Genomic DNA, 26068 nt, shown 5'->3' on the forward strand with positions numbered 1-26068 from the left:
CTCCTCGGAGCGGCCCGCCCCCGAGCGCGACCTATTTCCGGCCGGCCGCCGAACCGCCGGCAACGGATGGACATCGACGAGGACACCATCGACCTGCGATCCGACACCGTCACCGCGCCGTCGGCCGAGATGCGCGAGGCGGCCGCGACCGCCGAGGTCGGCGACGACGTGTACCGCGACGACCCGACCGTCAACGAGCTGGAGCGCCGCGCCGCCGAGGCGGTCGGCGCCGAGGCCGCCCTCTACGTCCCCTCCGGGACGATGGCGAACCAGATCGCCGTCCACGTCCACACGGAGCCGGGCGAGGAGCTCCTCCTGGAGCGCGAGTCGCACATCTACCGGTGGGAGCTCGCCGGCGCGGCGAAGCTCTCCGGCGCGCAGACACGGACGGTCGACGCCGGCGAACGCTGCGTCCCGACCCCGGAGGAGGTGCGCGAGGGGCTCGTGAGCGAGGACCTCCACCGCCCCGGCACCGGCCTCCTGTCGCTGGAGAACACCCACAACTACCGCGGTGGGGTCGCGGTCCCCGTCGAGGGGATCGCCGCGGCCGCCGACGTCGCCCGCGACGCCGGCGTGCCGGTCCACCTCGACGGCGCCCGCCTGTTCAACGCCGCGGTCGCGCTCGGCGTCGACGCGAGCGCGATCGTCGACCCGGTCGACAGCGTCACCTTCTGCCTCTCGAAGGGGCTCGGCGCGCCGGTCGGCTCGGTCCTCGCCGGCGACGAGGGGTTCATCGAGGAGGCGCGCCGCGTCCGGAAGCTGTTCGGCGGCGGGATGCGACAGGCCGGGATGATCGCCGCGCCCGGCCTCCTCGCCTTGGAGAACGTCGACCGGCTCGCCGAGGACCACGCGAACGCCGAGCGGCTCGCCGCCGGGCTCGACGCGCTCGACGGGGTGAACGCGCCCGCGCCGGACACCAACATCGTCGTCGCGCACTCCGACGAGGCCGAGATTCCGGCCGCCGACCTCGTGGAGGCCTGCAAGGCGGCCGGCGTCGGTTGCGTCGAGTTCGACGAGCACACGACGCGGTTCACGACCCACCTCGACGTCCACGCGGACGACGTCGAGGAGGCGGTCGACCGGATCGGCGACGCGGTCGCGGCGCTGTCGGCCTGAGGGGGCGGCGGTGCCGTCAGCTCGGGGAGGCGTCCGTCCGCGGCCCGGAGTCGCCCGACCGGCGCGCACGCCACGGAAACGTTCAACTCGGCGGGCGACGTACGCGGGGCCATGGAACCGATATCGACCGGTGCGGCGTCGCGGTCCAGGCGAACCGAGGTGGCCGGCGCCCGTCCCTGAGGTCGTCGGCGTCGACATCAGCGGCCGCCACGAGGAGGACGGCGAGTACCTGATGGTCGCGGCCGCGGTCCGCGCCCGGATCGACTCGACCCGGATCCGGTCGGTCGAGGGGACGGGGTTCGCCGCCGCGCGCGAGGGGCCCTCGCTCGACGCGACGCTCGAGCTCGTGGCGACCGCGGTCGGGAACTTGCCGGAGCCGCCGGACGGCCCGATCGTCGCGGAGCACGGCGAGTTCTACGAGGAGCCGGCCGAGCGGGTCGGGCCGAGCTTCCGACCCGAGTTTAAATACGTCGAGAGCATAGGGGAGCGCGAAACAGTGCAGGCAGCACACCACGCCGCGTACGCCGCCCGAGACCTCCTCTTATGACGGGGAGCGTCGAGGGCGCGGACGCCGACGCGGACGCCGAATCGGTCCCCCGAGAGCGGCGGGCGGTCGTCGCCAAGCGCGTCGACGCCGGCGACGCCGACCTGGCCGAGATCCGCCAGCTCGCCGCGGCCGCGGGGTACGAGGTCGTCGGCGAGCTCTCGCAGACCCGCACCGAGGACGCCGCGTTCATGTTCGGCGAGGGGAAGGTCGCGGAGCTGCGCGAGCTCGTCCGCCGGACCGACGCCGGCGCCGTCATCGTCGACAACGACGTGGGGCCCTACCAGACGTTCAACGTCGGCGGGAAGCTCCCCGAGGGCGTCGAGGTGATCGACCGGTTCACGCTCATCCTCGAGATCTTCGGCCAGCGCGCCAACACCCGGAAGGCGCAGCTGCAGGTCGAGCTCGCCGAGCTCCGGTACGAGCTCCCGCGCGCCGAGGCGAAGGCGAGCCTCGCGAAGCGCGACGAGCGCCCCGGGTTCATGGGGCTCGGCGAGTACGACGAGAGCGTCGAGCGCGACATCAAACGCCAGATCTCCGAGATCCGCGACGAGCTGGAGTCGATCGCGGAGAAGGAGGAGGCGCGCCGCGAGCAGCGCCGCGACTCCGGCTTCGACCTGGTCGCGCTCGCGGGGTACACCAACGCCGGGAAATCGACGCTGATGCGCCGGCTCGCGGCCGAGATCGACGTCGACGAGAACGCCGACCGCCACCCCGACCTCGACACCACCGCCGAGTCGCAGGACATGCTGTTCACCACGCTCGGCACCACCACGCGCCGCGCCGAGATGGAGAAGCGCGACGTCCTGCTCACCGACACGGTCGGGTTCATCGCGGACCTGCCCCACTGGCTCGTGGAGTCGTTCGAGTCGACGCTCGACTCCGTCTACCGCGCCGACCTCGTGCTGCTCGTCGTCGACGCGAGCGAGCCTGTCGAGGCGATGCGCGAGAAGCTCGTCACGAGCCACGACACCCTCTACGAGCGCAACGAGGCCCCCGTCGTCACGGTGTTCAACAAGGTCGACCGGCTCGCGCCCGGCGAGCTCGCCGACAAGCGCGGCGCGCTCTCGGGCGTCGCGCCGGACCCGGTCGCCGTCTCGGCGAAGACGGGCGCGGGCGTCGCGGAGCTGCGCGACCGCGTCGAGGCCGAGCTCCCCGACTGGGAGCGCGAGCGGCTCGTCCTTCCCGTCTCCGACGAGGCGATGAGCCTCGTCTCGTGGATCCACGACCACGGCCACGTCGACGAGGAGTCGTACGCGAGCGACCAGGTGACCGTCGACTTCGAGGCCAAGCCCTCGGTCGTGGCCCGCGCCCGGTCGAAGGCGGCGGGGCTCGCGCCCGCGGAGTCGACGTAGACGACTCGGCGGCGCCCCCCTCCCCCGGTCGGCCCCTCTCATCTCCCGGGGTTTCGGACAAAGTATACATTCCTTCACTTGCGAACGGATACCATGGACGACGCCGGAGTCGACGGCCGACGGCGGGACCGACTCGTCGCCGACGACGACGCGGTCGAGCCGCCGACCGGGTTCAGCGAGCGGGCCGTCGCGAGCGATGAGGGGGTGTACGACGCGTTCGCGGCCGAGGGGCCGGCGGCCTGGCGCCGGGCCGCCGACCTCCTCGACTGGGAGCGCCCGTACGAGACGGTGCTCGACGACGGCGATCCGCCCTTCTACGAGTGGTTCCCGGACGGCCGGCTCAACGCCGCGGCCAACTGCGTCGATCGGCACCTCGACGAGCGCGGGAACCAGCTCGCGATCCGGTGGTTCGGCAAGCGCGGCGAGCGGCGATCGTACACGTACCGCGACCTCCACCGCGAGGTGAACGCGCTCGCGGCCGGGCTGCGGGAGCTCGGCGTCGCGGAGGACGACGTGGTGACGCTGTACCTCCCGATGGTCCCGGAGCTGCCGATCGCGATGCTGGCGTGCGCCCGGATCGGCGCGCCACACAACGTCGTCTTCGCGGGGCTCTCGGCGGAGGCGCTGGCGACGCGGCTCGACGCGGCCGACTCGTCGTACCTGATCACCTGCGACGGCTACTACCGCCGGGAGGACGCGTTCAACCAGAAGTCGAAGGCGGACAACGCCCGGCTCCGGGCCGACGCCGACCTCGCGGCGACGGTCGTCGTCGACCGGCTCGGGGACGCGCTCGACGTGTCGCTCGGCGACGACGAGCACGGGTACGAGCCGCTCGTCGACGCGCACGACGGCGAGACGGTCGACCCGGTCGCGCGCGACGCCACCGACCTCCTCTTCGTCATGTACACCTCCGGGACCACGGGGCGCCCGAAGGGCGTCGAGCACGCGACCGGCGGCTACCTCGCGCACGTCGCGTGGACCACCCGGAACGTCCTCGATGTCAGACCCGAGGACACCTACTGGTGCGCCGCCGACATCGGGTGGATCACCGGCCACTCCTACGGCGTGTACGGTCCGCTGTCGGTCGGGACCACGACCGTCCTCTACGAGGGGTCCCCGGACTACCCGGACCGCGACCGCGTCTGGGACCTGATCGAGCGCAACGCGGTCAGCGTCTTCTACACCTCCCCCACCGCGATCCGGTCGTTCATGAAGTGGGGCGCGGAGTACCCCGACCGCCACGACCTCTCGTCGATCCGCCTGCTGGGCACTGTCGGGGAGTCGATCACCCCGAAGGCGTGGCGCTGGTACCGCGAGCACGTCGGCGGGAGCGAGGCCCCGGTCGTCGACACGTGGTGGCAGACCGAGACGGGCGCCATCGCGCTCGCGACGCTGCCGGGGGTCACGCCGATGAAACCGGGGAAGGTCGGCCCGCCGCTGCCCGGCATCGACGCGCGCGTCGTCGACGAGGACGGGGAGCCGGTCGACCCGGGCGAACCGGGGTACCTCACGATCGACTCGCCGTGGCCCGGCATGCTGCGCGGGCTCCGCGAGGGCGACGAGCGCTACCGCCGCGAGTACTGGGTCGAGGCCGAGGACGGCTGGCGCTACCGCACCGGCGACGGCGCGACCGTCGACGAGGACGGCTACGTAACCATTCTCGGTCGCGTCGACGACGTGATCAACGTGCGGGCGCGGCGGTTCAACACCGCCGAGCTGGAGTCGGCGATCGTCGGCGTCGAGGGCGTCACGGAGGCCGCGGTCGTCGGCGACGGCGACGGCGACATCGTCGCCTACGTGACGACCCGGAGCGACGTCGAGCCGGACGAGGCCCTCAGGGCGGCGATCGGCGACGAGCTGGCCCGCTCCGTCGGCGACCTCGCCCGCGCGGACCGGACCGTGTTCACCCCGGACCTCCCGAAGACGCGCTCGGGGAAGATCATGCGCCGCCTGCTGGAGGACATCGCCCGGGGCGAGGAGTTCGGCGACGTCAGCGCGCTCCGGAACCCCGAGGTCGTCGGCGAGATCGAGTCGTCGGTTCGCGAGGAGTAACCACAAATAGTTTCTTTGAAGATAGTTAGAAACGTCTATGGGTTTCTTAAGCGTCGCGTCCGACCCGTCGGTATGGGAACGCTCGTCTCCCGCTCCGCGCTTCACGACCGGAAGCGAGCGGTCGCGAAGACCCTCTGCTACCGCGCGCTCATGGTCGCGATCACGGTGCTCGTGGCGTGGGCGGTCGTCGGAGACGCGGGCGCCGCCGTGAACATCGGACTCGTGGCCAACGTCGTCAAGACCGCGACGTACTACGCGTACGAGCGGCTGTGGGACCACGTCGCCTGGGGGATCGCCGACGGCGTCTGAGGGGGTCGTCCTCGCCCCGGCGGAGCGAAGCTCGTTTCGTAAATAATTCGAAAACCGAAACAGAACGCGGTCGGGATTACCCGCTCAACACCGTTTTTCCGGGTCCGTCGAGAGTATATTAGCTTTAGAGCCGTTTGAGTGGAGACGGGCGGAACTCTTTTGCTTCGGGTTTCTATGTATTTACGAAACCGATGGTCACCGAGCTCGACGCCGACGCGTACGACGCGCTCGTGGCCGCCGCCGAGACGTACCGCGCCGCGGTCGCGGTTCGACTCGCCGGCGAGGCCGGGCTGCGGACCGCCGAGATACCCCGCGTCGCGCCGCGGCACCTCCGGGGCCCGGGGGTCGCCTCGGAGGTGTGTCTCCTCGCGGTCCCGGCCGACGACACGGGGGAGACGATCGACCGCGAGACCGCCGTCCCGGCCTCGCTGGCGGCCGAGCTCCGACGGTACGCCGAGAGCGAGGGGCTCGGCGCGGGAGAGCCGTTCGTCGGCGTCTCGCCCCGCCGCGTCCAGATGATCGTGAGCGGGACCGCCGAGCGGGCGGCGGCGCGGAGCGGCGGCGCGGTCCCGGCCGACGTCACGCCCCGCGACCTCCGCCGCGCCTTCGCGCGCCGGCTGCTCGTCGACCGCGGCGTCGATCCCCACGCCGTGCGCGAGGCCGGGGGGTGGGAGACGATGGGGACGCTGGACGAGTTCCTCGGCCCGCTCGACGGGCGGGAGATCGCCGAGGCGTTCGCCGCCGCCGGGGCCGTCGGGACCGGCGGGGCCGCCGGAGGGGCGGGGACCGCCGGAGGGGCGGGGACCGCCGAGAGCGCCGAGGCGACCGGCGACCCGGACGGGGGAGAGCCGACCGCGCTCGGCGGGTTCGAGGCCCTCGCCGACGGCGAGGACCGGAGTTCGCCGCTCGCGACCGTCCCGGAGCGGCTGGCCGAGTCGGATCGGTGGGCCGAGGCGTGGGTGGTCCGCGGGTCGACCGACGGCGGCCGGACGGAGGTCGTCGGCGCCGCGGGCGTCGAGCGGGAGGTCCTCGTCGACCGCGGCGTCACGCGGGAGGGCCCGTGGCTCGACGCGATCGAGGCGGGCGACCCGGTCCTGACGGACGGCGAGCCGACCGCCGACGGGCGACCGGGGATCGCCGTCCCGGCGAGCTACCGGGACGTGACGCACGGCGCGCTCTGCGTCGTCGCCGCCGACGGAACGCCCGTCTCGACGGCCGAGCGGCGGGAGCTGGTCGCGCTCGGCCGGTGTCTCGGTTGGGCGGTGACGGCCGGCCGGTGGCGGGACCTCCTCCACTCCGACGCCGTCACCGAGGTCGAGTTCCACACCGCAGACGACGGGGCCTTCCTCGCCCTCGCGAGCGACGCCCTCGGCTGTCGGATCGAGCTCGACTCCACCGTCGGCGTCACCGACGAGGCCTCTCGGCTGTACCTCTCCGCCGCCGGGGCGAGGCCGCAGGGCGTCGCCGACGTCGTCGACGACGCCGACGGCGTCTCCGACCTGCGGGTGATCGAGACCAGAGAGGACGGCTGCGCGGTGTCCGTGCGCGTCGAGGGCGGGTCGGCGGTGCGAACGCTCACGGAGCACGGCGCGACCGTCCGCGACGCGACCGCGGAGGACGGCCGCGTGCGAGTCGTCGCCGATCTGCCCGAGGGCGCCGACGTCAGGCCGGTGGCCGACGGGCTCCGGGCGGCCTTCGACGACGCCCGGCTCGCGAGCAAGGAGTCCGTCGCCCGGTCGTCGCGCTCCGAGTCCTCGTTCCGCGAGGGGGTCGCGGAGCGGTTCACCGACCGCCAGTGGGCCGCGCTGTCGGCCGCGTACCACGGCGGCTACTTCGACTGGCCCCGGGAGAGCACGGCCGAGGAGGTCGCCGACGCGATGGACGTCTCCTCCCCGACGTTCCACAACCACCTCCGGAAGGCCCAGCGCGCGCTCCTCGACGGCCTCTTCGAGCGGGACGACCGGGAGCGGCCCTGAAGCCGGATCCGGGCCTCCCGGCGCGGGTGCCGCGGCGCCCGATCCGGACCCGAGACGGCCGCGAGCGGCGCCGCGAATCCGTCACGATTTTTCGTATTTAGCGCCAGCGTTTATATGGCGAGATCGGTTGGATACGACCGTACCATGACAGAGGGTGACGGTCAACTGGAAGCGAGACTGGAGGAGCAGGAGGTGTTCGAGCCGTCCGAGTCGTTCTCGGCGCAGGCCAACGTCTCCGACCCCGAGATCTACGAGGAGTTCGACGAGAACTGGCCGGAGTGCTGGGAGGCCGCGGCCGACCTCCTCGACTGGGAGTCCGACTACGACCAGGTGCTGGACGACAGCGACCCGCCCTTCTACGAGTGGTTCACCGGCGGCGAACTGAACGCGTCGGCCAACTGCCTCGATCGCCACCTCGACGAGCGCGGCGACGAGGCCGCGATCGAATGGGTCGGCGAGCCGGTCGACGAAGACGATCGCACGTACACGTACGCGGAGCTCCACCGCGAGGTGAACGAGTTCGCGGCCGCGCTCCGCGAGCAGGGCGTCGAGGAGGACGACGTCGTGACGATGTACATGCCGATGATCCCGGAGCTGCCGATCGCGATGCTGGCGTGCGCCCGCATCGGTGCGCCCCACAGCGTCGTCTTCGCCGGCTTCTCGGCGGACGCGCTCGCGACGCGGATGAACTCCGCGGACTCGGAGTACCTCGTCACCTGCGACGGCTACTACCGGCGCGGCGACCCCCTCGACCACCTCGACAAGGCGAACGAGGGGCTCTCCGGCGTCGACCACGACACCACGACCGTCGTCGTCGACCGGCTCGGCCCGAACGGCGACGACTTCGGCCACGAGCTCGGCGACGACCAGCTCGACTACGGCGACCTCGTCGCGGACCACGAGGGCGCGGCGGTCGAGCCGGTCACCCGCGACGCCGAGGACATGCTGTTCCTCATGTACACCTCGGGGACGACGGGGGAGCCGAAGGGCGTGAAACACACGACCGGCGGCTACCTCTCGTGGGTGTCGTGGACCTCGCAGTCGGTCCTCGACATCAAGCCGGACGACACGTACTTCTGTTCGGCCGACATCGGCTGGATCACGGGGCACTCCTACATCGTCTACGGGCCGCTCGCGCTCGGGACGACGACGATGATGTACGAGGGGACGCCCGATCACCCCGAACAGGACCGCCTGTGGGAGATCGTCGAGGAGCACGAGGCGACCCAGCTGTACACGGCGCCCACGGCCATCCGCGCGTTCATGAAGTGGGGCGAGGAGTACCCCGACCGCCACGACCTCTCCTCGCTGCGGCTGCTCGGCACGGTCGGCGAGCCGATCAACCCGCGGGCGTGGAAGTGGTACTACCAGCACATCGGGAACGAGGAGTGCCCCATCGTCGACACGTGGTGGCAGACCGAGACCGGCGGGATGATGGTGACGACGCTGCCCGGGATCAAGGACATGAAGCCGGGGGCGGCGGGACCGCCGCTGCCCGGCCTCGACGTCCAGATCCTCGACACCCTCGGCGACGAGGTAGAGCCCGGGAAGGCCGGCTACCTCACGGTACAGAAGCCGTGGCCCGGCATGCTCCGGACGCTGTACAACAACGACGAGCGCTACATCGAGGAGTACTGGGCGGAGTACTCCGACACCGACAGCGACGACCCCGAGGACTGGGTGTACTTCCCGGAGGACGGCGCGAAGATCGACGAGGACGGCTACATCACCGTCCTCGGTCGCGTGGACGACGTGCTCAACGTCTCCGGCCACCGGCTGGGGACGATGGAGATCGAGTCCGCCATCGTCGGCGTCGAGGGCGTCGCGGAGGCGGCCGTCGTCGGCGGCGACCACGACATCAAGGGCGAGGCCGTCTACGCGTACGTGACGACCGAGGACGGCTACGAGGGCACCGACGAGCTCCGCGACGCGATCGTCGCGGGCGTCGAGGACGCCATCGGCCCGATCGCCCGGCCGGAGCAGGTCGTGTTCACTCCCGACCTGCCGAAGACGCGCTCGGGGAAGATCATGCGCCGCCTGCTGGAGAACATCGCCGACGGCAAGGAGCTCGGGAACACGAGCACGCTCCGGAACCCGGAGATCGTCGAGGAGATCCAGCAGAAGGCGACGGGCGAGTAGCCCAGGACGTCCCGTTTTCCGAGTGACGAACGAGAGACGGAGCGCACGACACCGGACGTAAATATCACGATAAAATCGCACAGACGGACCACGACAATACACACCACAACACATGACAGACGATAGCTCACGAAGTTCGGACGGCGCAGTCACCGACGGTGGCCGCGCGGCGGACGACGCGGCCACCGATGGGGGTCGCGCAGCTGACGACGCGGCCACCGATGGGGGTCGCGCAGCTGACGACGCGGCCACCGACGGCGGCGTCGCCGCGACTGCGGCACAGGAGCACAGCGACACCGACTACCTGGGTGCGGAAGTGAACATCCTGAACCCGAGCACGCCGTACATGCGCGATCACCTCCGCATCGTCTGGACGGGGTTCGCCGCCTGGGTCCTCGCGGTATGGGGGCCGGTGACCCTGACGCGGCTCGCGCCGGGCCCGATGACGAGTCAGATGCCGATCCTCCAGTTCCCGCTCCACTACTTCCTCGTCGCGTTCGGGGCGCCGACCAGCGCGCTGATCCTGGCGTTCTGGTACTCGCGAAAGCGGGACGCGCTCGACGAGAAGTACGGTATCGAACACGCGACCGTCACGGAGACGGGCAGCGGCGCTGACGTCGCGGCGACCGACGGAGGGACCGACGAATGACGGCGAGTTCGCTCCTCCTACAGAGCGACCTCCTCCCCGAGGCCCTCGACATCTCGTTCAAGATCGGGCCGGCGCTCCTCGTGATCGGGATGCTGGGGCTGTTCCTCACGATCGGGTTCGTCTTCCGCGTCGCCGACACCGACGACATGTGGGTCGCCGGTCGGTCCATCGGGAACGTCGAGAACGGGATGGCGATCGGGGCGAACTGGATGTCGGCGGCGTCGTACCTCGGGATGGCGGCGTCGATCGCACTCGCGGGGTTCTACGGCCTCGTGTTCGTCGTCGGCTGGACGACCGGCTACTTCATCCTGCTCATCTTCCTCGCCGCGCAGCTCCGCCGGTTCGGGAAGTACACGGCGCCGGACTTCGTCGGCGACCGCTTCAACTCCGACACCGCGCGCGCCATCGCGGCCGTGACGACGTTCCTCATCGGCTTCGTCTACGCCATCGGGCAGGCGAAGGGGATGGCCCTGGTCGGCCTGTACATCTTCGGTAACTACGGCGGCCTCATCCCCGGCCTCGACGGGTACCAGGTGATGGTCGTCGCCATGATGGTCGTCACCGTCGGCTACCTGACGCTGTCCGGCATGCTGGGCGCCACGAAGAACCAGGCGGTCCAGTACGTCATCCTCATCCTCGCGTTCGTCGTCGGGCTGTTCGTCGTCGGCTACACCAACGGTTACTCGACGGTGCTGCCGCAGCTCGAGTACGGCGCGCTGATCAGTCAGCTCGGCAGCGAGTTCTCGGAGCCGTTCGCCACGTCGAGCTACTACCTCTGGGTCGCCACGACGTTCTCGCTCATCGTCGGCACCTGCGGGCTCCCGCACGTCCTCGTCCGGTTCTACACGGTCGAGAGCGAGCGGACGGCCCGCTGGTCGACGGTCTGGGGGCTGTTCTTCATCTGTATCCTCTACTGGAGCGCCCCGGCGTTCGCGGCGTTCGGCACCGACCTCTACTCGCAGAACGTCGGCGCCACCTACGGCGACCCCGGCATGACGAGCGCGGCCAGCGAGGTCATCGTCGTGCTGGCGGCGCAGCTGTCCGGGCTCCCGGACTGGTTCGTCGGCATCGTCGCGGCGGGCGGTATCGCCGCGGCCATCGCGACCGTCGCCGGGCTGTTCATCGCCGGCTCCTCGGCGATCAGCCACGACATCTACACCAACATCATCAACGAGGACGCGACGCAGCGCCAGCAGATCCTCGTCGGCCGCCTCTCGATCGTCGCGCTGGGCGCGCTGACGACGCTGGCCGCGCTGAACCCCGCCTCCTCGATCGCGGCGCTCGTGGGCTACGCGTTCTCGCTCGCCGGCTCCGTGCTGTTCCCGATGTTCTTCCTCGGCATGTGGTGGGAGAACGCCAACCGGCAGGGCGCGCTCGCCGGCATGACGACCGGGCTGACGCTCTGGTCGATCCCGATGATCAACCAGATCGTCCCGACGTACATCGGCTCGCTCGAAGCGCCGCTGTCCGCGGGGCTGGCGCAGTGGATGCCCGCCATCGGCTCGGCGCTCGTCACGCTGCCCATCGTGATCGTGGTCACGGTCGTCGTCTCGATGGCGACCGACGAGCCGTCGCTCGAAACGAAGCGTATCGTCCGGCAGTGTCACAGCCCCGAACCGATGGGGCAACAGCAGACGGCCGAGGACGTCGTCGCCGCGGACGGCGGTGAGGACGTGGCGACGGATGGCGGCCGCGCAGCGGACGACGCGGGCGCGGAGGAGTAATCCATGTACGAACGCATCCTCGTTCCCACGGACGGAAGCGACGTCGCGGAGGCCGCCGTCGACCACGCGCTCGACCTCGCCGAGAAGTACGGCGCCGAGGTCCACGCGCTGTACGTGGTCGACATCGACTCCGTGAACTTCAGCCTCGGGACCGAACAGGTCGATCGGCTCAAGCAGGGCCGGTTCGACGAGATGGGCGAGCTGAAAGAGCAGGCCGACGAGGCGACCGGCGTCGTCGCCGGCCGCGGGGCCGAACGCGACATCGACGTCGTCGAACACGTCTCGGGCGGGCGGCCTCACAAGGTGATCGGCGACTACGCCGAGGACAACGGGATCGACCTCATCGTGATGGGGAGCCACGGCCGCGCGGGCGTCCGGCGCGCGCTGCTCGGGAGCGTCACCGAGCGGACGCTGCGTTCGACGCACGTCCCCGTCCTCGTCGTCGACTACCTCGACGAGGACTGAACCTCGACGGGGACCGACTCGGGGCCCGCCGCCCGTCCCCGCCTCGCGTTCGCCCGGTCCCCGACCGATCCGCTATCGGTACACCCACGTACTCCGACCGACACGCTCGCCCATGACCGAGACAGATCCGATCGACGACCCGGACGAGGAGGGCCCCGTCGACCGCGTCCGATCGCACGTCAGCGAGAACCGGGGCGGTATGCTCCAGGACCTCGTGTTCGCGATCGCTTGGGTGACCGTCGTGTCGCTCCTGTACGACTTCGCGTTCGCGAACACCCCGCAGTGGGTACTGTACATGTTCATGCTCGCCGGGATCCCGGCGTACTTCGGCTTCTTCCTGTCGCTGGAGATGGCGAAGCGGCAGCGGTAGCCGCGGCGCCCTCGCCTCCCCTCAGTCGTCGAGCGCCTCGACCGAGTCGTCCGGGTCCGCTCCGCCGTCATCGTCGACGGCGTCCGCGTCCGGTGCGACCGCGGCGCCGTCGGATTTCCCGACGACGCCCTCCGTCCACGTCCCGCGCAGGAACCACGCCGCGCCGACGGCGAAGGAGGCCACGGCGGCCGTCGCGTACGCCCACCACAGCCCGACGACCCCCCAGTCGAGGCCGACGTAGCCGACCCCGATCGAGGGGACGTCGACGGGACCGACCGCGACACCGCCGAGCGTGACCCCGACCGCGCCGAACGCGAGCAGGGCGGCGAGGGGGATCCGGACCGCCCAGCGCGAGAGCAGGGAGAGCGCCAGCGCCGCCTTGGTGTGGCCCGCGCCGCGGAACGCGCCCTGTATCACCATGAGCCCGCCGAAGAAGGCCCACGACAGCGCGATGACGCGGAGGAAGACGACCTCTTCGCCGACCGTCGCCGGGTCGTCGATGAAGACGCGCATCGCGGCCGCCGGGAAGAGCCAGACCGCGCCGCCGGCGACGCCCAGCAGCGCCATCGTTCCGAGCGTGGCGACGCGGGTGACGGCGACGGCGCGGTCGGGCGTCTCGGCCCCGAGGTTCTGTCCGACTCCGGTCGCGGTCGCCTGCCCGACCGCGCCCGTTACCGACCACGAGACGGACATCAGCCTGACGCCGATCCCGTAGGCCGCGGTCGCGGCCGGGCCGAACCGCGCGACGAGCGCCGCCACGAAGACGGCGGCGACGGCCTCGGTGCTCACCCGCCCGACCCAGAACCTGCCCGCGAGGCTGTACAGGGCCTAGAGGAGGTTGCCGAGCACCAGCGGCTACGCGAGGTCGAACAGCTTCGGGGCGATCGCCCCCGCCGTCATGTCGACCCGGGCGTCGTCGTTTCCCACGGCGAGTCCCGTTCGGGGGAGATCGCTCGCGACCTAACGCTTCGGGACGGTGTCGACGCGTCGGGTTCCTCCTCTCGTAGACCCGGAAAAACCGTTTCAAAGTTTTTACCGGCCAAACGCGTCCGAACCGGACGCGCTGGGCGCGCACGCAACACTTATGGCCCAGTCGGGAGTGGTTCCGGGTGCGATGGCGACAGGCAAGGTCGACTTCTTCAACGACACCGGCGGCTACGGATTCATCGAGACCGACGAGGCTGACGAGGACGTGTTCTTCCACATGGAAGACGTCGGCGGCCCCGACCTCGAGGAAGGCCAGGAGGTAGAGTTCGAGATCGAGGAGGCGGAGAAGGGTCCGCGCGCGACCAACCTCACTCGGCTGTAGCTCGCTCGGCCGTACCCGCGACCGGCGACGGCGGACAGCTCTCGAAACGCGTTCCGCGTATATGACTCGGCGAGCGGCGGCGCCGGAATTTTGGTCGCCGCGCCGCGAGGGCCGACATGGAGACCGACGGCACCGGCGACGGCGATCCGGAAGTCACCGATCTCGACGCGTTCGTCGCCGAGAACCTCGACCGCTACGCCGAGACGCAGGGGGTCCTCCCCGAGCGGCTCGACGAGTTCGGCGAGCGGTACCGGTCGCAGGGACACCTGACGCGCGAGGGGCTGTACGAGATCGCCTACGAGTCGTCGACGCGGAGCGCGTACCACGTCGAGGCGAACCCGCCCGAGCGCTGCCGGGAGGTGACCCGCAACGCCCGCGCAGTCGACGGCGACTTCTCGACGCTCCGCCTGATCACGGGGCTCTCGGGGTTCAAAGCGCCGACCGCGTCGTGCGTCGTCGCCGCGCTCGACGGCGACCGCCACGCGGTCGTCGACACCCGCGTGTGGGCGTCGCTGGAGCGGCTGGGGTACCTCGACGGGCGGAAGGAGTCGTTCGACGCCGCCGACTACGTGACGATGATCGGGCCGATCCGCGAGATCGCCGACGAGACCGGCCGCCGGGCGGTCGACGTGGGGTACGCGCTGTTCGCGCACGACGCGCACGTCCGGGACGGGACGCTGCACTGACTCGTCCGGCGGCGGTCCGGCCGCGTCGGCCGCGGCTACAGCGGGAACTCCACGCCGGTCGCCTCCTCGGAGTACTCCCAGAGCCTCCGGGCGTCCGCGCGGTCGTAGGAGGCGTCGTTCGACCGGCCCACGGTCGGGGTCCCGCGCATGTTCATGACGCCGCTCGGCTCGACGTAGGCGCCGCCGTCGACGTCGGCGGTCGCGGCGTACAGCATGGGGAGCGCGCCCGTCGCGGGGTCCTGCCCGAGGACCGCGTTCGCGGCCGTCATCGCGACTTTCATGAGAGGGTTGCCGCTCTCCTCCGCGGTGCGGTGCTGGAGGTTCGTGGCCGCGTAGCCCGGATGGCAGGCGACGCTGCGGACTGCGAGGTCGCCGGTCGCGCCCTCCCCGTCGCCCGCGTCGGCGTCGTCGATCCGGCGCTGGAGCTCGTAGGCGAACAGCAGGTTCGCGAGCTTGCTCCGGCCGTACGCCTTCCACTTCCCGTACGAGCGCTCCCAGTTGAGGTCCGAGAAGTCCACCTCGCCCTGCTCGTGGGCGCCCGACGACTGCGTGACGACGCGCGCGTCGCCGCCGACGCCGTCGGCGTCGTCGAGCAGCGGGAACAGGCGCCCGGTGAGCGCGAAGTGGCCGAGGTGGTTCACGCCGAACTGGGTCTCGAAGCCGTCCTCGGTCTCGCTCCGCGGGATCGCCATCACGCCGGCGTTGTTACAGAGGACGTCGACCGCGTCGTAGCCGTCCTCGACCCCCTCGGCGAACGCCCGCACCGAGTCGAGGGAGGCGAGGTCGCACTCGCGGACGTCGAGGTCGAGGTCGGCCCGGTCGGCGGCGCTCTCCCGTCGGATCTCGTCGGCGGCGCGCTCGCCGCGCTCGACGCTCCGACACGCCATCACGACGGTCGCGCCCCGCTCGGCGAAGGCGCGCGTCCCCTCGTAACCGAGCCCGCTGTTCGCCCCGGTGACGACGACGGTCTTCCCGTCGAGCCGCGGCATCTCGTCCGCCGTCCAGCCTGACATGACCGTTCGGAGGGGCCACGCGGTGAGAAAGCTGTCGGCCGGCGAACCGGTGGATACCGACCGGAGCGGAGCGAGCGGCCGGACGTTACACCGACACGAGACAGCGTCTAACGCCGGTATCTACGTTCACCGCGCTGGCGGTGCGTTTTTAACTGCCTCGGTGGAAGGGAGGGACACCGAATGACGTCCTTCCAGTCGACGATCGGCGACGAGGAGGGGATCGCGGAGGAGCTGGCCGAGGGCCAGCGCGAGATCTCCATCGCCGAGTTCTTCGAGAAGAACAAGCACATGCTCGGGTTCGACTCGGGCGCCCGCGGCCTCGTCACCGCCGTCAAGGAGGCGGTCGACAACGCCCTCGACGCGACCGAGGAGGCCGGCGTCCTCCCCGACATCTACGTCGAGATCGAGGAGGTGGGCGACTACTACCGGCTCGTCATCGAGGACAACGGGCCCGGTATCACGAAAGAACAACTTCCAAAAGTTTTCGGGAAGCTCTTGTATGGTTCAAGATTTCACACTCGTGAACAAAACCGCGGTCAACAGGGGATCGGGATTTCAGCGGCCGTGCTATACTCGCAGCTGACGTCCGGCCAGCCGGCGAAGATCACCTCGCGCCCGAAGGGGCAGTCGCGGGCGCAGTACTTCGAGCTCATCATCGACACCGACACGAACGAGCCGGAGATCAAGGCGGACGAGGAGGCGACGTGGGACCGCCCGCACGGCACCCGCATCGAGCTGGAGATGGAGGCCAACATGCGCGCTCGTCAGCAGCTCCACGACTACGTGAAACACACCGCGGTCGTCAACCCCCACGCCCGCATCGAGCTACGCGAGCCGGGGCTCGACGAGCCGATGAAGTTCGAGCGCGCGACCGACGAGCTGCCGGCGGAGACGACGGAGATCCGCCCGCACCCCCACGGGGTCGAGCTCGGCGCGTTGATCAAGATGCTGGAGGCGACCGAGTCGTACTCCGTCTCCGGTTTCCTCCAGGAGGAGTTCACCCGGGTCGGCAAGAAGACGGCGGACTCGGTCATCGACAACTTCCGGGACGTGTACTACGGCCGCGAGCTCTCGTGGACGCCGCCGCGCGCCCACGACGACGGCGACGTCGCCGCCGCGGTGCGCGAGGCGGTCGCCAACAAGGGGAAGGCGGCGACCGCCGACTTCGCCGAGGGCGTCGCCGAGACCGTCGCGGGCAACGACCGCCTCAGCCGGTCCGAGCTCGCGACTATCGTCGGGAACGTCGCCGACCGCGTCGAGGGCGACACCGGCAAGACGTTCGGCGGGACCGTCCGCGAGAACGCGGTCGACGCCGCGTGGCGGGCGGTCACCGGGGTTGACGCCGACGGCGACGCGGTCGGGGGCGCCGGAGACGCGGACGGTGCCGACGCCGAGGACGACGAGACCGCAGCGTCGCCCCTCGTCGCCGACGCGTACGCGCTCGTCGACGAGGCGACCTCGACGCGGAAGGACGACGCCGCCGTGCGGGCGATGGCCGACGCGCTGACGCGTCGGTTCCTGAACCTCGACGGCGACGCCTTCCGGATCGCCCGCGACGACCTGGAGCGGCTCGTCGCCGACGCGGCGGACTTCGTGGCCGAGCAGCACGACGCGACGTTCGGCGAGACCGCCCGCGAGAACGTCGTCGAGGCGTTCTGGTCGCGGGCGCGAACCGTGCCCGACGACCCGCCGAAGGTGCGGTCGATCGCCGGCGACCGCGACGCGTCGGCCGACCTGCTCGACGCGATGCGGACCACCGACATCCTCGCGCCGCCGACCGACTGCCTCGCGCCGATCACGGCCGAGCTCGTCGAGGCCGGGCTCCGCAAGGAGTACGACGCCGACTTCTACGCGGCCGCGACCCGCGACGCCGAGGTCCACGGCGGCGACCCGTTCATCGTCGAGGCCGGCATCGCCTACGGCGGGTCGATCCCGTCCGAGGGGTCGGTGGAGCTGCTCCGGTTCGCGAACCGGGTCCCCCTGGTGTACCAGCGCGGCGCCTGCGCGACGACGGACGTGATAAAGGGGATCGGCTGGCGCAACTACGGCCTCGACCAGCCCGGCGGCTCCGGGCTCCCGAACGGGCCGGCCGTGATATCGATCCACGTCGCCTCCACGAACGTCCCGTTCACGAGCGAGTCGAAGGACGCGCTCGCGAACGTCCCGGCGATCGAAGACGAGATCGAGCTCGCGGTGCGGGAGGCCGCGCGGGAGCTGAAGTCGTTCCTCAACAAGCGGCGCTCGATGCAGCAGCGACGCGAGAAGCAGGACGTGCTCGGGCGGATCCTCCCGGAGATGGCCGACAAGGTCTCGGAGGTGACGGGCCGGCCGCGGCCCGACATCGACGGGGCCCTGGCGCGGATCATGAACAACGTCAGCGTCGAGCGCGAGGTGTCGGACGGCACCGTGACGCTGGTCGTCGAGAACCACTCCGACGTGAACGAACAGCTGGAGATAACGGACATCGTCTCGGCCGAGCCGACCGATCCCTCGGACGGGACGGTGGTCGACATGGACGGCGAGTGGTTCGTGCAGTGGAAGCCCGAGGTGCCCTCGGGCGACGAGCGGGAACTGACGTACGCGGTCGACGAGGACGCCGAGTTCGAGGTCAGCGTCGGCGGCGTGGAGACGGAGAAACTCACGGTGAACGCCTAAATGACGACCGAAAGCGACGCACGAGACGAGCTGATCGACCTGGCCGCGGACTTCTACGACCAGTTCGCCGCGGGGGACATCCCGGAGATGACGCTTCCCACGCGGACGAAGAGCAACATCGAGTACGACACGGAGAGCGGCGTGTGGACGTACGGCGACCGCACGTCGACGCGCAGCGCCAACTCGGTGCGGGGCGCGCGCAAGCTGCTGAAGGCGGCGTACACGATCGAGTTCCTCGCGAACCAGCTCGACGAGGACCGGTCGTCGACCCTCCGGGAGCTGTACTACCTCTCCGAGTCGTGGGACAACGACGAGGCGCAGTTCAAGTCGCAGGACGAGTCGAACGACCTCGTGGAGGACCTCGAAATCGTGACCGGCGTCACCCGCGAGGACTTCCACATGCGCCCGGAGGAGTCGGGCGCGACCCTGATGGGCCCGCTGGAGATCCGCGAGCAGACCCGCCGGGGCGAGCGCGAGATCCACTGCCAGGAGGACGTCGGCGAGGGCGGCTACCAGATCCCGAACAACCCCGACATGATCGAGTTCCTCGACGACGACATCGACTTCGCCCTCGCGGTCGAGACCGGCGGGATGCGCGACCGGCTCGTCGAGAACGGGTTCGACGAGGCGTACGACTGCCTCGTCATCCACCTGAAGGGCCAGCCCGCGCGGGCGACCCGCCGGATCACGAAGCGCGTCCACGACGAGCTCGGCGTTCCGATCGCCGTCTTCGCCGACGGCGACCCGTGGTCCTACCGGATCTACGGCTCCGTGGCGTACGGCTCGATCAAGTCCGCGCACCTGTCGAAGTACCTCGCGACCCCGGAGGCGCAGTTCGTCGGGATCCAGCCCGAGGACATCGTCGAGTACGACCTCCCGGCCGACCCGCTCTCGGACTCGGACGTGAACGCCCTCGAATCCGAGCTTGACGACCCGCGCTTCCAGACGGACTACTGGGAGGAGCAGATCGAGCTCCAGCTCGACATCGGGAAGAAGTCCGAACAGCAGTCGCTCGCGAGCCGCGGGCTCGACTTCGTCACCGACACCTACCTCCCCGAGCGGCTCGGGGAGATGGGCGTGATCTGAGGGGACGAAGACGGCGAACCGACGCCGCCCCCTACTCGTCCGCGTAGACGATCTCGTCGACCTCGCGCCGTTCCCCCTCGGAATCGTCGTTCTCGTACTTGTACACGACGCCCTCATCCTCGTCTGCGGTCGCGTTGTGCGAGCCGTCACAGAGCGGCTTCGTGTCCGAGAGCCCGCACCGGCAGACGTAGATCAGATCGTCGTCGCCCATGTCGGACTCGTCGAGTACCGCCGGGCCCCGCTCCTCGTGAGTGACTTCGCGCGCCATGGGATCCGATCCGGCGCGAGGGTGAAACCGGTTGCGCCGGTGGCGACGCGTGACCCCGACCGCCGCAACCCCCTTGCCCGTGGGGCGCCTACGTCGGGTATGAGCGAGACCGGCGAGGCCGACGCGACCGACCCGCGCGAGCTGACCGACGAGGAGTGGCGCGAGCGCCTCTCCGACGAGGAGTATCGGATACTCCGCGAGAGCGGCACGGAGGCGAAGTTCTCCGGCGAGTACGTCGACCACCACCCCGACGACGGGAACTACCGCTGTCGGGCCTGCGGGACCGTCCTCTTCGACGCCGAGACGAAGTACGAGTCCGGCTGCGGCTGGCCCGCCTTCTACGCCGCCGAGGAGGAGAACGTGACGACGACGCTCGACACGAGCCACGGGATGCGCCGCACCGAGGTCCGGTGCGCGACCTGCGACTCCCACCTCGGCCACGTGTTCGACGACGGCCCCGAGCCGACCGGCAAGCGGTTCTGCATCAACTCGGTCGCGATGGAGTACGACGAGGCGTGAGTCGGACGCGGGCGGGGCGGTCGACCCGATCCACATACCCGTTACTCGGCCAACTGCAGCCTGACGACGAACACGGCGCCCTTCGGCTCGTTGTCCTCGACCCACACGTCGCCGTCGTAGATCTCGACGAGCGAGCGAACCAGATAGAGCCCGATCCCGGCGCCCGGGCTGTCGAGCCCCTTCTCTCCCTTCCCGAATATCTCGTCGCGCTGGTCCTCGGGGATCCCCGGCCCGTTGTCGGCGACGCGGACCTCGGCGACGCCCTCGGCCTCGTCGACCGTCGCGGACACCGTGACCTTCGGCGGCGTCTCGTCGTTGTGCTGGACCGCGTTCCGGAGGAGGTTCCGGAACACGGAGCTCAGCATCTCGTCGCCGACGACCTCGGCCTCGGGGAACGACCCCTCGACCGTGAAGACGGCCTCCGGGTACCCCGACCGGACCTCCTCGACCTGTTGTGAGAGGGTCCGAGCGAGCGAGACGCGGCTCGGCTCGGCGTCCTCCCGGAGCATCACCTCCGCGAGGTCCCGGACCGTGGTGGTGAGCGAGACCGCGCTCTTCGTGTTCCGCTTGATGACGTCGAGGTACTCCTTGCCCTCCTCGTCGACGTGGTCGTCGAGCAGCTCGGCGTACGCCCCGACGAGCTGGAGGTCGTTGCGGATGTCGTGGCGCATCACCTGGTTCAGCAGTCGGAGGTCGTCCCGCTGTCGCTTGAGCCGCTCCTCCGGGTCGACGTCGGCCTCGCTCATACCGGGAGCGTACGCCCGCCCGGCGTTTTTAGATGCCGGTCGCGGGAGACGGGTGCGCCGACCGCCACCGCCTCAGATCCCCTCGTCGAGGAGTTCGCGGGCGACGATGTTCTTCTGGATCTCGGTGGTGCCCTCGTAGATCTGGGTGATCTTCGCGTCGCGATAGAGCCGCTCGACGTCGTGGTCGTTGACGAAGCCGGCACCGCCGTGGACCTGGACCGCCTCGTCGGCGACGTCGACGGCGACCCGCGACGCGAACTCCTTGGCCATCGACGCCAGCGCCGTGAGGTCTCCCGACTCGTTGTCGACCGCCCACGCGGACCGGTAGGTGAGCCAGCGGGCCGCCTCGGTGTTCGTGTGCATCTCCGCGAGCTTGTGTTTGATCGCCTGGAAGTCGCCGATCGGGCGCCCGAACTGCTCGCGCTCCTCGGCGTACGCCAGGGCGCGCTCGGCCGCGCCGCGGGCGATCCCGACCCCCTGCGCGGCGACCGCGGTGCGGGTCTCGTCGAAGAACTGCATCAGCTGGAGGAAGCCCATCCCGCGCTGACCGATCAGGTTCTCCTCGGGCACCCGCACGTCGTCGAACCTGAGCTCGGCGGTGTCGCTCGCGCGGATGCCGAGCTTCCCGGTGATCTTGTCGCGGGTGAGCCCGTCCCGGTCGCCCTCGACGAGGATCTGCGAGTAGCCGGAGTAGCGGTCGTCGACCTCCGGGTCCGTCTCGCAGACGACGACGAAGTAGTCGGCGACGGTGCCGTTCGTGATCCACATCTTCGAGCCGTTGATAACCCACTCGTCGCCGTCCTTCTCCGCGGCGCTGCCGCTCCGTTCCGAGGCGCTCCGCGCCTCGCGCTTCTCCGCGCGGGTCGCGACCGAGGTCACGTCCGAACCCGCCTGCGGCTCCGAGATGGCCGAGCCCATCACCGCGTCGCCGGCGGTCACCTCGGGGAGGACGCGCTCCTTCTGCGCCTCCGTGCCGAACTCCATCAGCGCCTCGGCGCCGAACCCGGCGCTGGAGATACAGAGACCGATCCCCGGGTCGGCGGCGAACAGCTCCTCCGTGAGGATCGCGTTCTCCAGCGAGGAGTAGCCGACGCCGCCGTACTCCACGGGAACGTGCGGCGCGAGCAACCCCATCTCCGCGGCCTCCTCCATGACCTCGTGAGGGTACGCCTCCTCGACGTCGTGCTCGGTCGCGACCGGTCGGATCTCCTCGTCGGCGAACTTCCGGACCTCCTCGCGCAGCTGCTCTTGTTCATCGGTCAGCTGGAACTCCATGCCGGCGCTTCGCCGGAGTCCGTGATAGAGGTTGTCAAACGGTCGGGAATTCGAACCCCGTTTACAGTTTGACGGTCCGGTAGCCGCTGCGGTGGAGGCGTTCGGGAAGGGGAGGCTCGCGAGGGCGAGACCGGGGCCGGACTCGCGAGGGCGACGCTCGACGCGCCAACGACCGCGGACCGGCGGTTCAGAACTCCCGTTCCTCGCGCACCTCGTAGTGTTTCGCGCGGTCGTCGAACCGCTTGAGGACCTCGCGAGCCGCGGGGGGAACGTGCGCGTTCCGGTACTCCTCGCCCGCGAACTCCTTCACCGACGCCACGGAGTCGAACCGGATGATCGTGACGAACTCGACCTCCTCGCCGTCGGAGCGGCGGAGCACCCGGGCGCCGCGGTAGCCGTCGATCCCCTCGTCGGCGAACGACGGGAGGATCTCCTCCCGGAGGCGTCGCTCGTACTCGTCCGCGTTCGCCGGCGTCGTCCACCCGTGCCAGATCCTGTCGATCATCGTTTCGCGTCGGACGGTCTATCGGCGACCGGCCACGTAACCGTGGCGGCCGCCTCAGCGGTTCTCGACGAACGTCGCGATGCGGTCGGTCGCCTCCTTCAGCTCGCGCATGGAGGTCGCGTACGACACCCGGAGGTGGCCCTCGCCGCCCGCGCCGAAGACCGACCCGGGGACGACCGCGACGCCCTGCGCCTCCAGCAGCGCCTCGGCGAACGCCTCGTCGTCGCCGCCGCAGTCGGGGAACGCGTAGAACGCGCCGCCCGGCTCGAACGTGTCGAGCCCCATCTCGTTGAACCGCGAGACGACCAGCCGCCGGCGGCGGTTGTACTCGTCGACCATCTCCGCCACCTCGTCGTCGCAGCGGTCGAGCGCCTCGCACGCGGCGTACTGCGGCGTCGTCGGCGCCGACAGCATCGTGTACTGGTGGATCCGGTTCATCGCGTCGATCGCCTCGGTCGGGCCGAGCGCGTAGCCGAGCCGAAGGCCGGTCATCGCGTACGCCTTCGAGAAGCCGTTGACGACGACGGTGCGCTCGCGCATCCCCGGCTGCGTCGCGATCGAGGCGTGGTCGGCGCCGTAGGTGAGCGCGGCGTATATCTCGTCGGCGACCACCCGGATCTCGTTGTCGCGGCAGAAGGCGGCGACCTCGGCGAGTTGCTCGCCGCTCATCGTCGCGCCCGTCGGGTTGTTCGGGTAACAGAGGACGAGGAGGTCGGCGTCGGCCGCGCCGGACGCCTCCAGCGCCTCCCGGGTGAGCGCGAAGTCGTCCGCGGCCCGCGTGGGGACCGTGAGCCGCTCGCCGCCGGCCAGCTCGATCCCCGGCCCGTAGGAGATGTACGTCGGCTCGTGGACGGCGACCGTGTCGCCGGGGTCGACCAGCGCGCGGAACGCGAGGTCGACGGCCTCGCTCGCGCCCGTGGTGACGAGCACCTCCTCGGCCGGGTCGTACGACTGGTCGTAGCGCTCGTGGTGGGCCGCGACCCGCTCGCGGAGCGCCGCCATCCCGCGGTTCGCCGTGTAGGAGGTCTTGCCGCGTTCGAGCGAGTCGATCGCGGCCGTGCGGGCCGCCCACGGCGCGGAGTAGTCGGGCTCGCCGACGCCGAGCGAGATCACGTCGTCGCGCGCCTCCGCGAGCTCGAAGAACTTCCGGATCCCCGACTCGGGGAGGTCGCGCGCGCGGTCGGAGAGCCTCATGGCGAGACGGAGAGGCGGTCGTCGTCGTCGCCGTCCTCGAACCGGACCCCGCCGTCCTTGTACGTCTCCATGATGTAGTGGGTCACCGTCTGGGTGACCTCCGGCATGGGCGCGACCTGCTCGGAGATGAACCGCGAGACGTCCTGCATCGTCTCGCCGAGCACCTCGACGGCGAAGTCGTAGTCGCCGGAGACGAGGTGGAGGGCGTCGACGGCCGGGAACTTCGCGATCCGGTCGGCGACCTCCTCGTAGCCGGTCTCGCGGTCGAGCTCGACGTTGATCTCGACGACCGCCCGGATCTTCCCCTCATCGACGCGGTCCCAGTCGACGACCGCCTGGTAGCCGTGGACCACGTTGTCCGCCTCCAGCCCGTCGATCGCGTCCGCTACCGCTGCCGCGTCGAGGCCCGTCTGGGCCGCGATGTCGTCGATGTCCTCGCGGGCGTTCCGCGCCAACACGTCGAGTACCTCGCGCTCGGCGTCCATACCGAACGATCGCACGGGGGCGGTTTATGAGTAGCGACGCGCGCAAGACGGGCGAACGGCGAGCGGTTGGATCGCGACGCAACGGGGTTACGCCCTGAATCTCCCGAATCCTTATGAGTGATACCATTGTACCACACAGTATGAGCACCGACGCGAACACCGGCGACGACCGGATGGAGAAGATCAACGTTCGCGTTCCGAAGTCCCTGCTGGACCGGATCGACGAGGAGTGGGAGCGACGGGGATACGCGAGTAAGTCTGAGGCGATTCGCGACGCGTTACGTGACTGGGTGGACCCGTCGGTGACGCTCTCCGAGGAAACGTTATCTGACCTGGCAGAGAGCCGCGAGCAGGCGGAGCGCGACGAGACGGTGTCGGCCGACGAGGCCCGAGAGCGACTGGGACTAGATGACTGAGGTCGAGTACACGGAACAGGCGCTCTCCCATCTCGAATCTCTCGATCCACAGTCCGCCGATCGGATGATGAACAAGATCGACGAGGCGACCGAATGGACCGAACACCGGTTGGAACCGCTCTCCGGGTATCCGTACTACAAGCTGCGAGCCGGCGACTATCGGGCCGTCGTCGCGTGGGATCGAAGTGCCGGGATCATCCGTGTCGAGGCCGTTGGCCACCGTCGGAACATATACGATCGACATCTTCCTCCCTGAGAGGATTCCCTTCGATCATCCTCCCCGCGATCGTCTCCTTCCGCCATCCCCACGAGTTTCCGGGTGGCGCGAGATCGGTCGCCCATGGCTTCAGACACCACTGGGCGGAGCGACACGTTCGACATCGGCGGCGACCTAACCGTCAACCGGCTCGGCTTCGGCGCGATGCGGGTAACGGGCGAGGACATCATTGGACGCCCGGCCGACGAGGAGGCGGCCAAACGGGTCATCAGGCGAGCGGTCGACCTCGGCGTCGACTTCGTCGACACCGCCGACTCCTACGGGCCGGGCGTCTCGGAGCGGCTGATCGGCGAGGCGCTCGGCGACCCCGACGAGGTCGTCGTCGCCTCGAAGGCCGGACTGCTCCGCAACCGCGAGGGCGACTGGCTCCCCCACGGCGACCCGGACTTCCTGAAGAATCAGGTGCTGTGTAGCCTCGACCGGCTCGACACCGACACGATCGACCTCTATCAGTTCCACCGCCCGGACCCCGACACCGACTTCGAGGCGTCGGTCCACGCGTTCGCGGAGATGAGAGACGCCGGCCAGGTCGCCCACGTCGGTCTCTCGAACGTCACCGTCGAGCAGCTGGAGACAGCCATGGAGATCGTCGACGTCGCCACCGTCCAGAACCGGTACGACGTCGGCAACCGCGACGACGAGGACGTGCTCCGCGCCTGCGAGCGCGACGACATCGGCTTCATCCCGTGGGGGCCGACGTACGCCGTCGACGACGAGGGCGTCGCGGAGGTGCTCGATGAGGTCGCCGAGCGCCGCGGCGCGACGCCGCGGCAGGTCGCGCTCGCCTGGCTGCTGGAGCACTCCGACGCGACGCTTCCCATTCCGGGCACGTCGAGCGTCGAGCACCTCGAAACGAACGTCGCGGCCGCGGAGCTGTCGCTGACGGGCGAGGACGTGCGCGCGCTGGACGGGATCGACCCGCAGGCGTAGCGACG

General features: G+C 70.3%; 27 protein-coding genes. 19 read left to right on the top strand and 8 right to left on the bottom strand.

Going from position 1 to position 26068, the window contains the following annotated elements:
• The first annotated feature begins 66 nt into the window (after positions 1–66).
• The 11 genes from ACFQMF_RS07755 to ACFQMF_RS07805 all read left to right on the top strand — a co-directional run bounded on the left by ACFQMF_RS07755 (position 67) and on the right by ACFQMF_RS07805 (position 12699).
• The gene (locus ACFQMF_RS07755; RefSeq protein ID WP_256409561.1) at positions 67–1116 is read left to right on the top strand and encodes a threonine aldolase family protein; all 1050 of its coding nucleotides are present in this window, start codon (positions 67–69) and stop codon (positions 1114–1116) included.
• 196 nt (positions 1117–1312) lie between these two features.
• Entirely contained in the window at positions 1313–1663 is a 351-nt protein-coding gene (locus tag ACFQMF_RS07760; protein WP_256409641.1) for a DUF2209 family protein, read from the top strand.
• Positions 1660–3015: a GTPase HflX gene (gene hflX / locus ACFQMF_RS07765; protein ID WP_256409562.1), complete on the top strand. Its 1356-nt coding sequence runs from the start codon at positions 1660–1662 to the stop codon at positions 3013–3015. Before ACFQMF_RS07760 ends, hflX begins: the two co-directional genes overlap by 4 nt.
• A 93-nt stretch (positions 3016–3108) precedes the next feature.
• A complete protein-coding gene (gene acs / locus ACFQMF_RS07770; RefSeq protein WP_256409563.1) occupies positions 3109–5067 on the top strand; it encodes an acetate--CoA ligase in 1959 nt (652 codons plus the stop codon).
• 72 nt (positions 5068–5139) lie between these two features.
• A complete protein-coding gene (locus tag ACFQMF_RS07775) occupies positions 5140–5376 on the top strand; it encodes a DUF2061 domain-containing protein (protein ID WP_256409564.1) in 237 nt (78 codons plus the stop codon).
• Between the two features lie 191 nt (positions 5377–5567).
• The gene (locus tag ACFQMF_RS07780; protein WP_256409565.1) at positions 5568–7352 is read left to right on the top strand and encodes a bacterio-opsin activator domain-containing protein; all 1785 of its coding nucleotides are present in this window, start codon (positions 5568–5570) and stop codon (positions 7350–7352) included.
• 144 nt (positions 7353–7496) lie between these two features.
• Positions 7497–9491: an acetate--CoA ligase gene (acs, locus tag ACFQMF_RS07785; protein WP_256409566.1), complete on the top strand. Its 1995-nt coding sequence runs from the start codon at positions 7497–7499 to the stop codon at positions 9489–9491.
• A gap of 112 nt (positions 9492–9603) precedes the next feature.
• Positions 9604–10140, top strand: coding sequence for a DUF4212 domain-containing protein (locus ACFQMF_RS07790; protein ID WP_256409567.1), 537 nt, complete (start codon positions 9604–9606; stop codon positions 10138–10140).
• A complete protein-coding gene (locus tag ACFQMF_RS07795) occupies positions 10137–11864 on the top strand; it encodes a VC_2705 family sodium/solute symporter (RefSeq protein WP_256409568.1) in 1728 nt (575 codons plus the stop codon). Before ACFQMF_RS07790 ends, ACFQMF_RS07795 begins: the two co-directional genes overlap by 4 nt.
• A gap of 3 nt (positions 11865–11867) precedes the next feature.
• The gene (locus tag ACFQMF_RS07800; RefSeq protein WP_256409569.1) at positions 11868–12329 is read left to right on the top strand and encodes a universal stress protein; all 462 of its coding nucleotides are present in this window, start codon (positions 11868–11870) and stop codon (positions 12327–12329) included.
• A gap of 112 nt (positions 12330–12441) precedes the next feature.
• Positions 12442–12699, top strand: a complete 258-nt coding sequence (locus ACFQMF_RS07805; protein WP_256409570.1) for a hypothetical protein — start codon at positions 12442–12444, stop codon at positions 12697–12699.
• Positions 12700–12720: 21 nt separating this feature from the next.
• On the opposite strand, the gene ACFQMF_RS07810 is transcribed toward ACFQMF_RS07805, so the two are convergent.
• The gene (locus tag ACFQMF_RS07810) at positions 12721–13488 is read right to left on the bottom strand and encodes an MATE family efflux transporter (RefSeq protein ID WP_321169229.1); all 768 of its coding nucleotides are present in this window, start codon (positions 13486–13488) and stop codon (positions 12721–12723) included.
• Positions 13489–13813: 325 nt separating this feature from the next.
• On the opposite strand from ACFQMF_RS07810, the gene ACFQMF_RS07815 reads away from it, so the two are divergent.
• Entirely contained in the window at positions 13814–14008 is a 195-nt protein-coding gene (locus tag ACFQMF_RS07815; RefSeq protein WP_256409571.1) for a cold-shock protein, read from the top strand.
• Positions 14009–14124: 116 nt separating this feature from the next.
• Positions 14125–14694, top strand: coding sequence for a hypothetical protein (locus ACFQMF_RS07820; RefSeq protein WP_256409572.1), 570 nt, complete (start codon positions 14125–14127; stop codon positions 14692–14694).
• Between the two features lie 35 nt (positions 14695–14729).
• Here the strand turns inward: ACFQMF_RS07820 and ACFQMF_RS07825 are convergent, their stop codons facing one another.
• The gene (locus ACFQMF_RS07825; RefSeq protein WP_256409573.1) at positions 14730–15707 is read right to left on the bottom strand and encodes an oxidoreductase; all 978 of its coding nucleotides are present in this window, start codon (positions 15705–15707) and stop codon (positions 14730–14732) included.
• Positions 15708–15887: 180 nt separating this feature from the next.
• Here ACFQMF_RS07825 and ACFQMF_RS07830 point away from each other — a divergent pair, with 180 nt between their 5' ends.
• Together ACFQMF_RS07830 and ACFQMF_RS07835 are read left to right on the top strand one after the other, a co-directional pair.
• Complete coding sequence (locus ACFQMF_RS07830; RefSeq protein ID WP_256409574.1) at positions 15888–18362, top strand: DNA topoisomerase VI subunit B; 2475 nt, start codon at positions 15888–15890, stop codon at positions 18360–18362.
• Positions 18363–19448: a DNA topoisomerase IV subunit A gene (locus ACFQMF_RS07835; protein WP_256409575.1), complete on the top strand. Its 1086-nt coding sequence runs from the start codon at positions 18363–18365 to the stop codon at positions 19446–19448.
• Between the two features lie 31 nt (positions 19449–19479).
• Here ACFQMF_RS07835 and ACFQMF_RS07840 read toward each other — a convergent pair whose 3' ends face one another.
• Positions 19480–19716, bottom strand: a complete 237-nt coding sequence (locus tag ACFQMF_RS07840; protein WP_256409576.1) for a CDGSH iron-sulfur domain-containing protein — start codon at positions 19714–19716, stop codon at positions 19480–19482.
• Between the two features lie 99 nt (positions 19717–19815).
• On the opposite strand from ACFQMF_RS07840, the gene msrB reads away from it, so the two are divergent.
• Positions 19816–20235, top strand: coding sequence for a peptide-methionine (R)-S-oxide reductase MsrB (gene msrB / locus ACFQMF_RS07845; RefSeq protein WP_256409577.1), 420 nt, complete (start codon positions 19816–19818; stop codon positions 20233–20235).
• Positions 20236–20276: 41 nt separating this feature from the next.
• Here the strand turns inward: msrB and ACFQMF_RS07850 are convergent, their stop codons facing one another.
• The 5 genes from ACFQMF_RS07850 to ACFQMF_RS07870 all read right to left on the bottom strand — a co-directional run bounded on the left by ACFQMF_RS07850 (position 20277) and on the right by ACFQMF_RS07870 (position 24440).
• The gene (locus ACFQMF_RS07850; protein ID WP_256409578.1) at positions 20277–20981 is read right to left on the bottom strand and encodes a sensor histidine kinase; all 705 of its coding nucleotides are present in this window, start codon (positions 20979–20981) and stop codon (positions 20277–20279) included.
• Positions 20982–21053: 72 nt separating this feature from the next.
• Positions 21054–22256 (bottom strand): acyl-CoA dehydrogenase family protein, encoded by a 1203-nt coding sequence (locus ACFQMF_RS07855; protein WP_256409579.1) that lies wholly within the window; start codon positions 22254–22256, stop codon positions 21054–21056.
• Between the two features lie 187 nt (positions 22257–22443).
• Complete coding sequence (locus ACFQMF_RS07860) at positions 22444–22761, bottom strand: antibiotic biosynthesis monooxygenase family protein (RefSeq protein WP_256409580.1); 318 nt, start codon at positions 22759–22761, stop codon at positions 22444–22446.
• A 54-nt stretch (positions 22762–22815) separates the two neighbouring features.
• Entirely contained in the window at positions 22816–23955 is a 1140-nt protein-coding gene (locus tag ACFQMF_RS07865; protein WP_256409581.1) for a pyridoxal phosphate-dependent aminotransferase, read from the bottom strand.
• The gene (locus ACFQMF_RS07870; RefSeq protein WP_256409582.1) at positions 23952–24440 is read right to left on the bottom strand and encodes an Lrp/AsnC family transcriptional regulator; all 489 of its coding nucleotides are present in this window, start codon (positions 24438–24440) and stop codon (positions 23952–23954) included. Before ACFQMF_RS07870 ends, ACFQMF_RS07865 begins: the two co-directional genes overlap by 4 nt.
• A gap of 140 nt (positions 24441–24580) precedes the next feature.
• Between ACFQMF_RS07870 and ACFQMF_RS07875 the strand changes: the two genes are divergently transcribed.
• From ACFQMF_RS07875 to ACFQMF_RS07885, 3 genes are all read left to right on the top strand, one after another.
• Positions 24581–24856 (top strand): ribbon-helix-helix domain-containing protein, encoded by a 276-nt coding sequence (locus ACFQMF_RS07875; RefSeq protein WP_256409583.1) that lies wholly within the window; start codon positions 24581–24583, stop codon positions 24854–24856.
• Entirely contained in the window at positions 24849–25112 is a 264-nt protein-coding gene (locus tag ACFQMF_RS07880; RefSeq protein ID WP_256409584.1) for a type II toxin-antitoxin system RelE family toxin, read from the top strand. Before ACFQMF_RS07875 ends, ACFQMF_RS07880 begins: the two co-directional genes overlap by 8 nt.
• Before the next feature lie 84 nt (positions 25113–25196).
• A complete protein-coding gene (locus ACFQMF_RS07885; RefSeq protein WP_256409585.1) occupies positions 25197–26063 on the top strand; it encodes an aldo/keto reductase in 867 nt (288 codons plus the stop codon).
• The last annotated feature ends 5 nt before the right edge of the window (positions 26064–26068 follow it).

It is taken from the genome of Halorubrum rutilum, assembly GCF_042665015.1.
GTDB lineage: Archaea > Halobacteriota > Halobacteria > Halobacteriales > Haloferacaceae > Halorubrum > Halorubrum rutilum.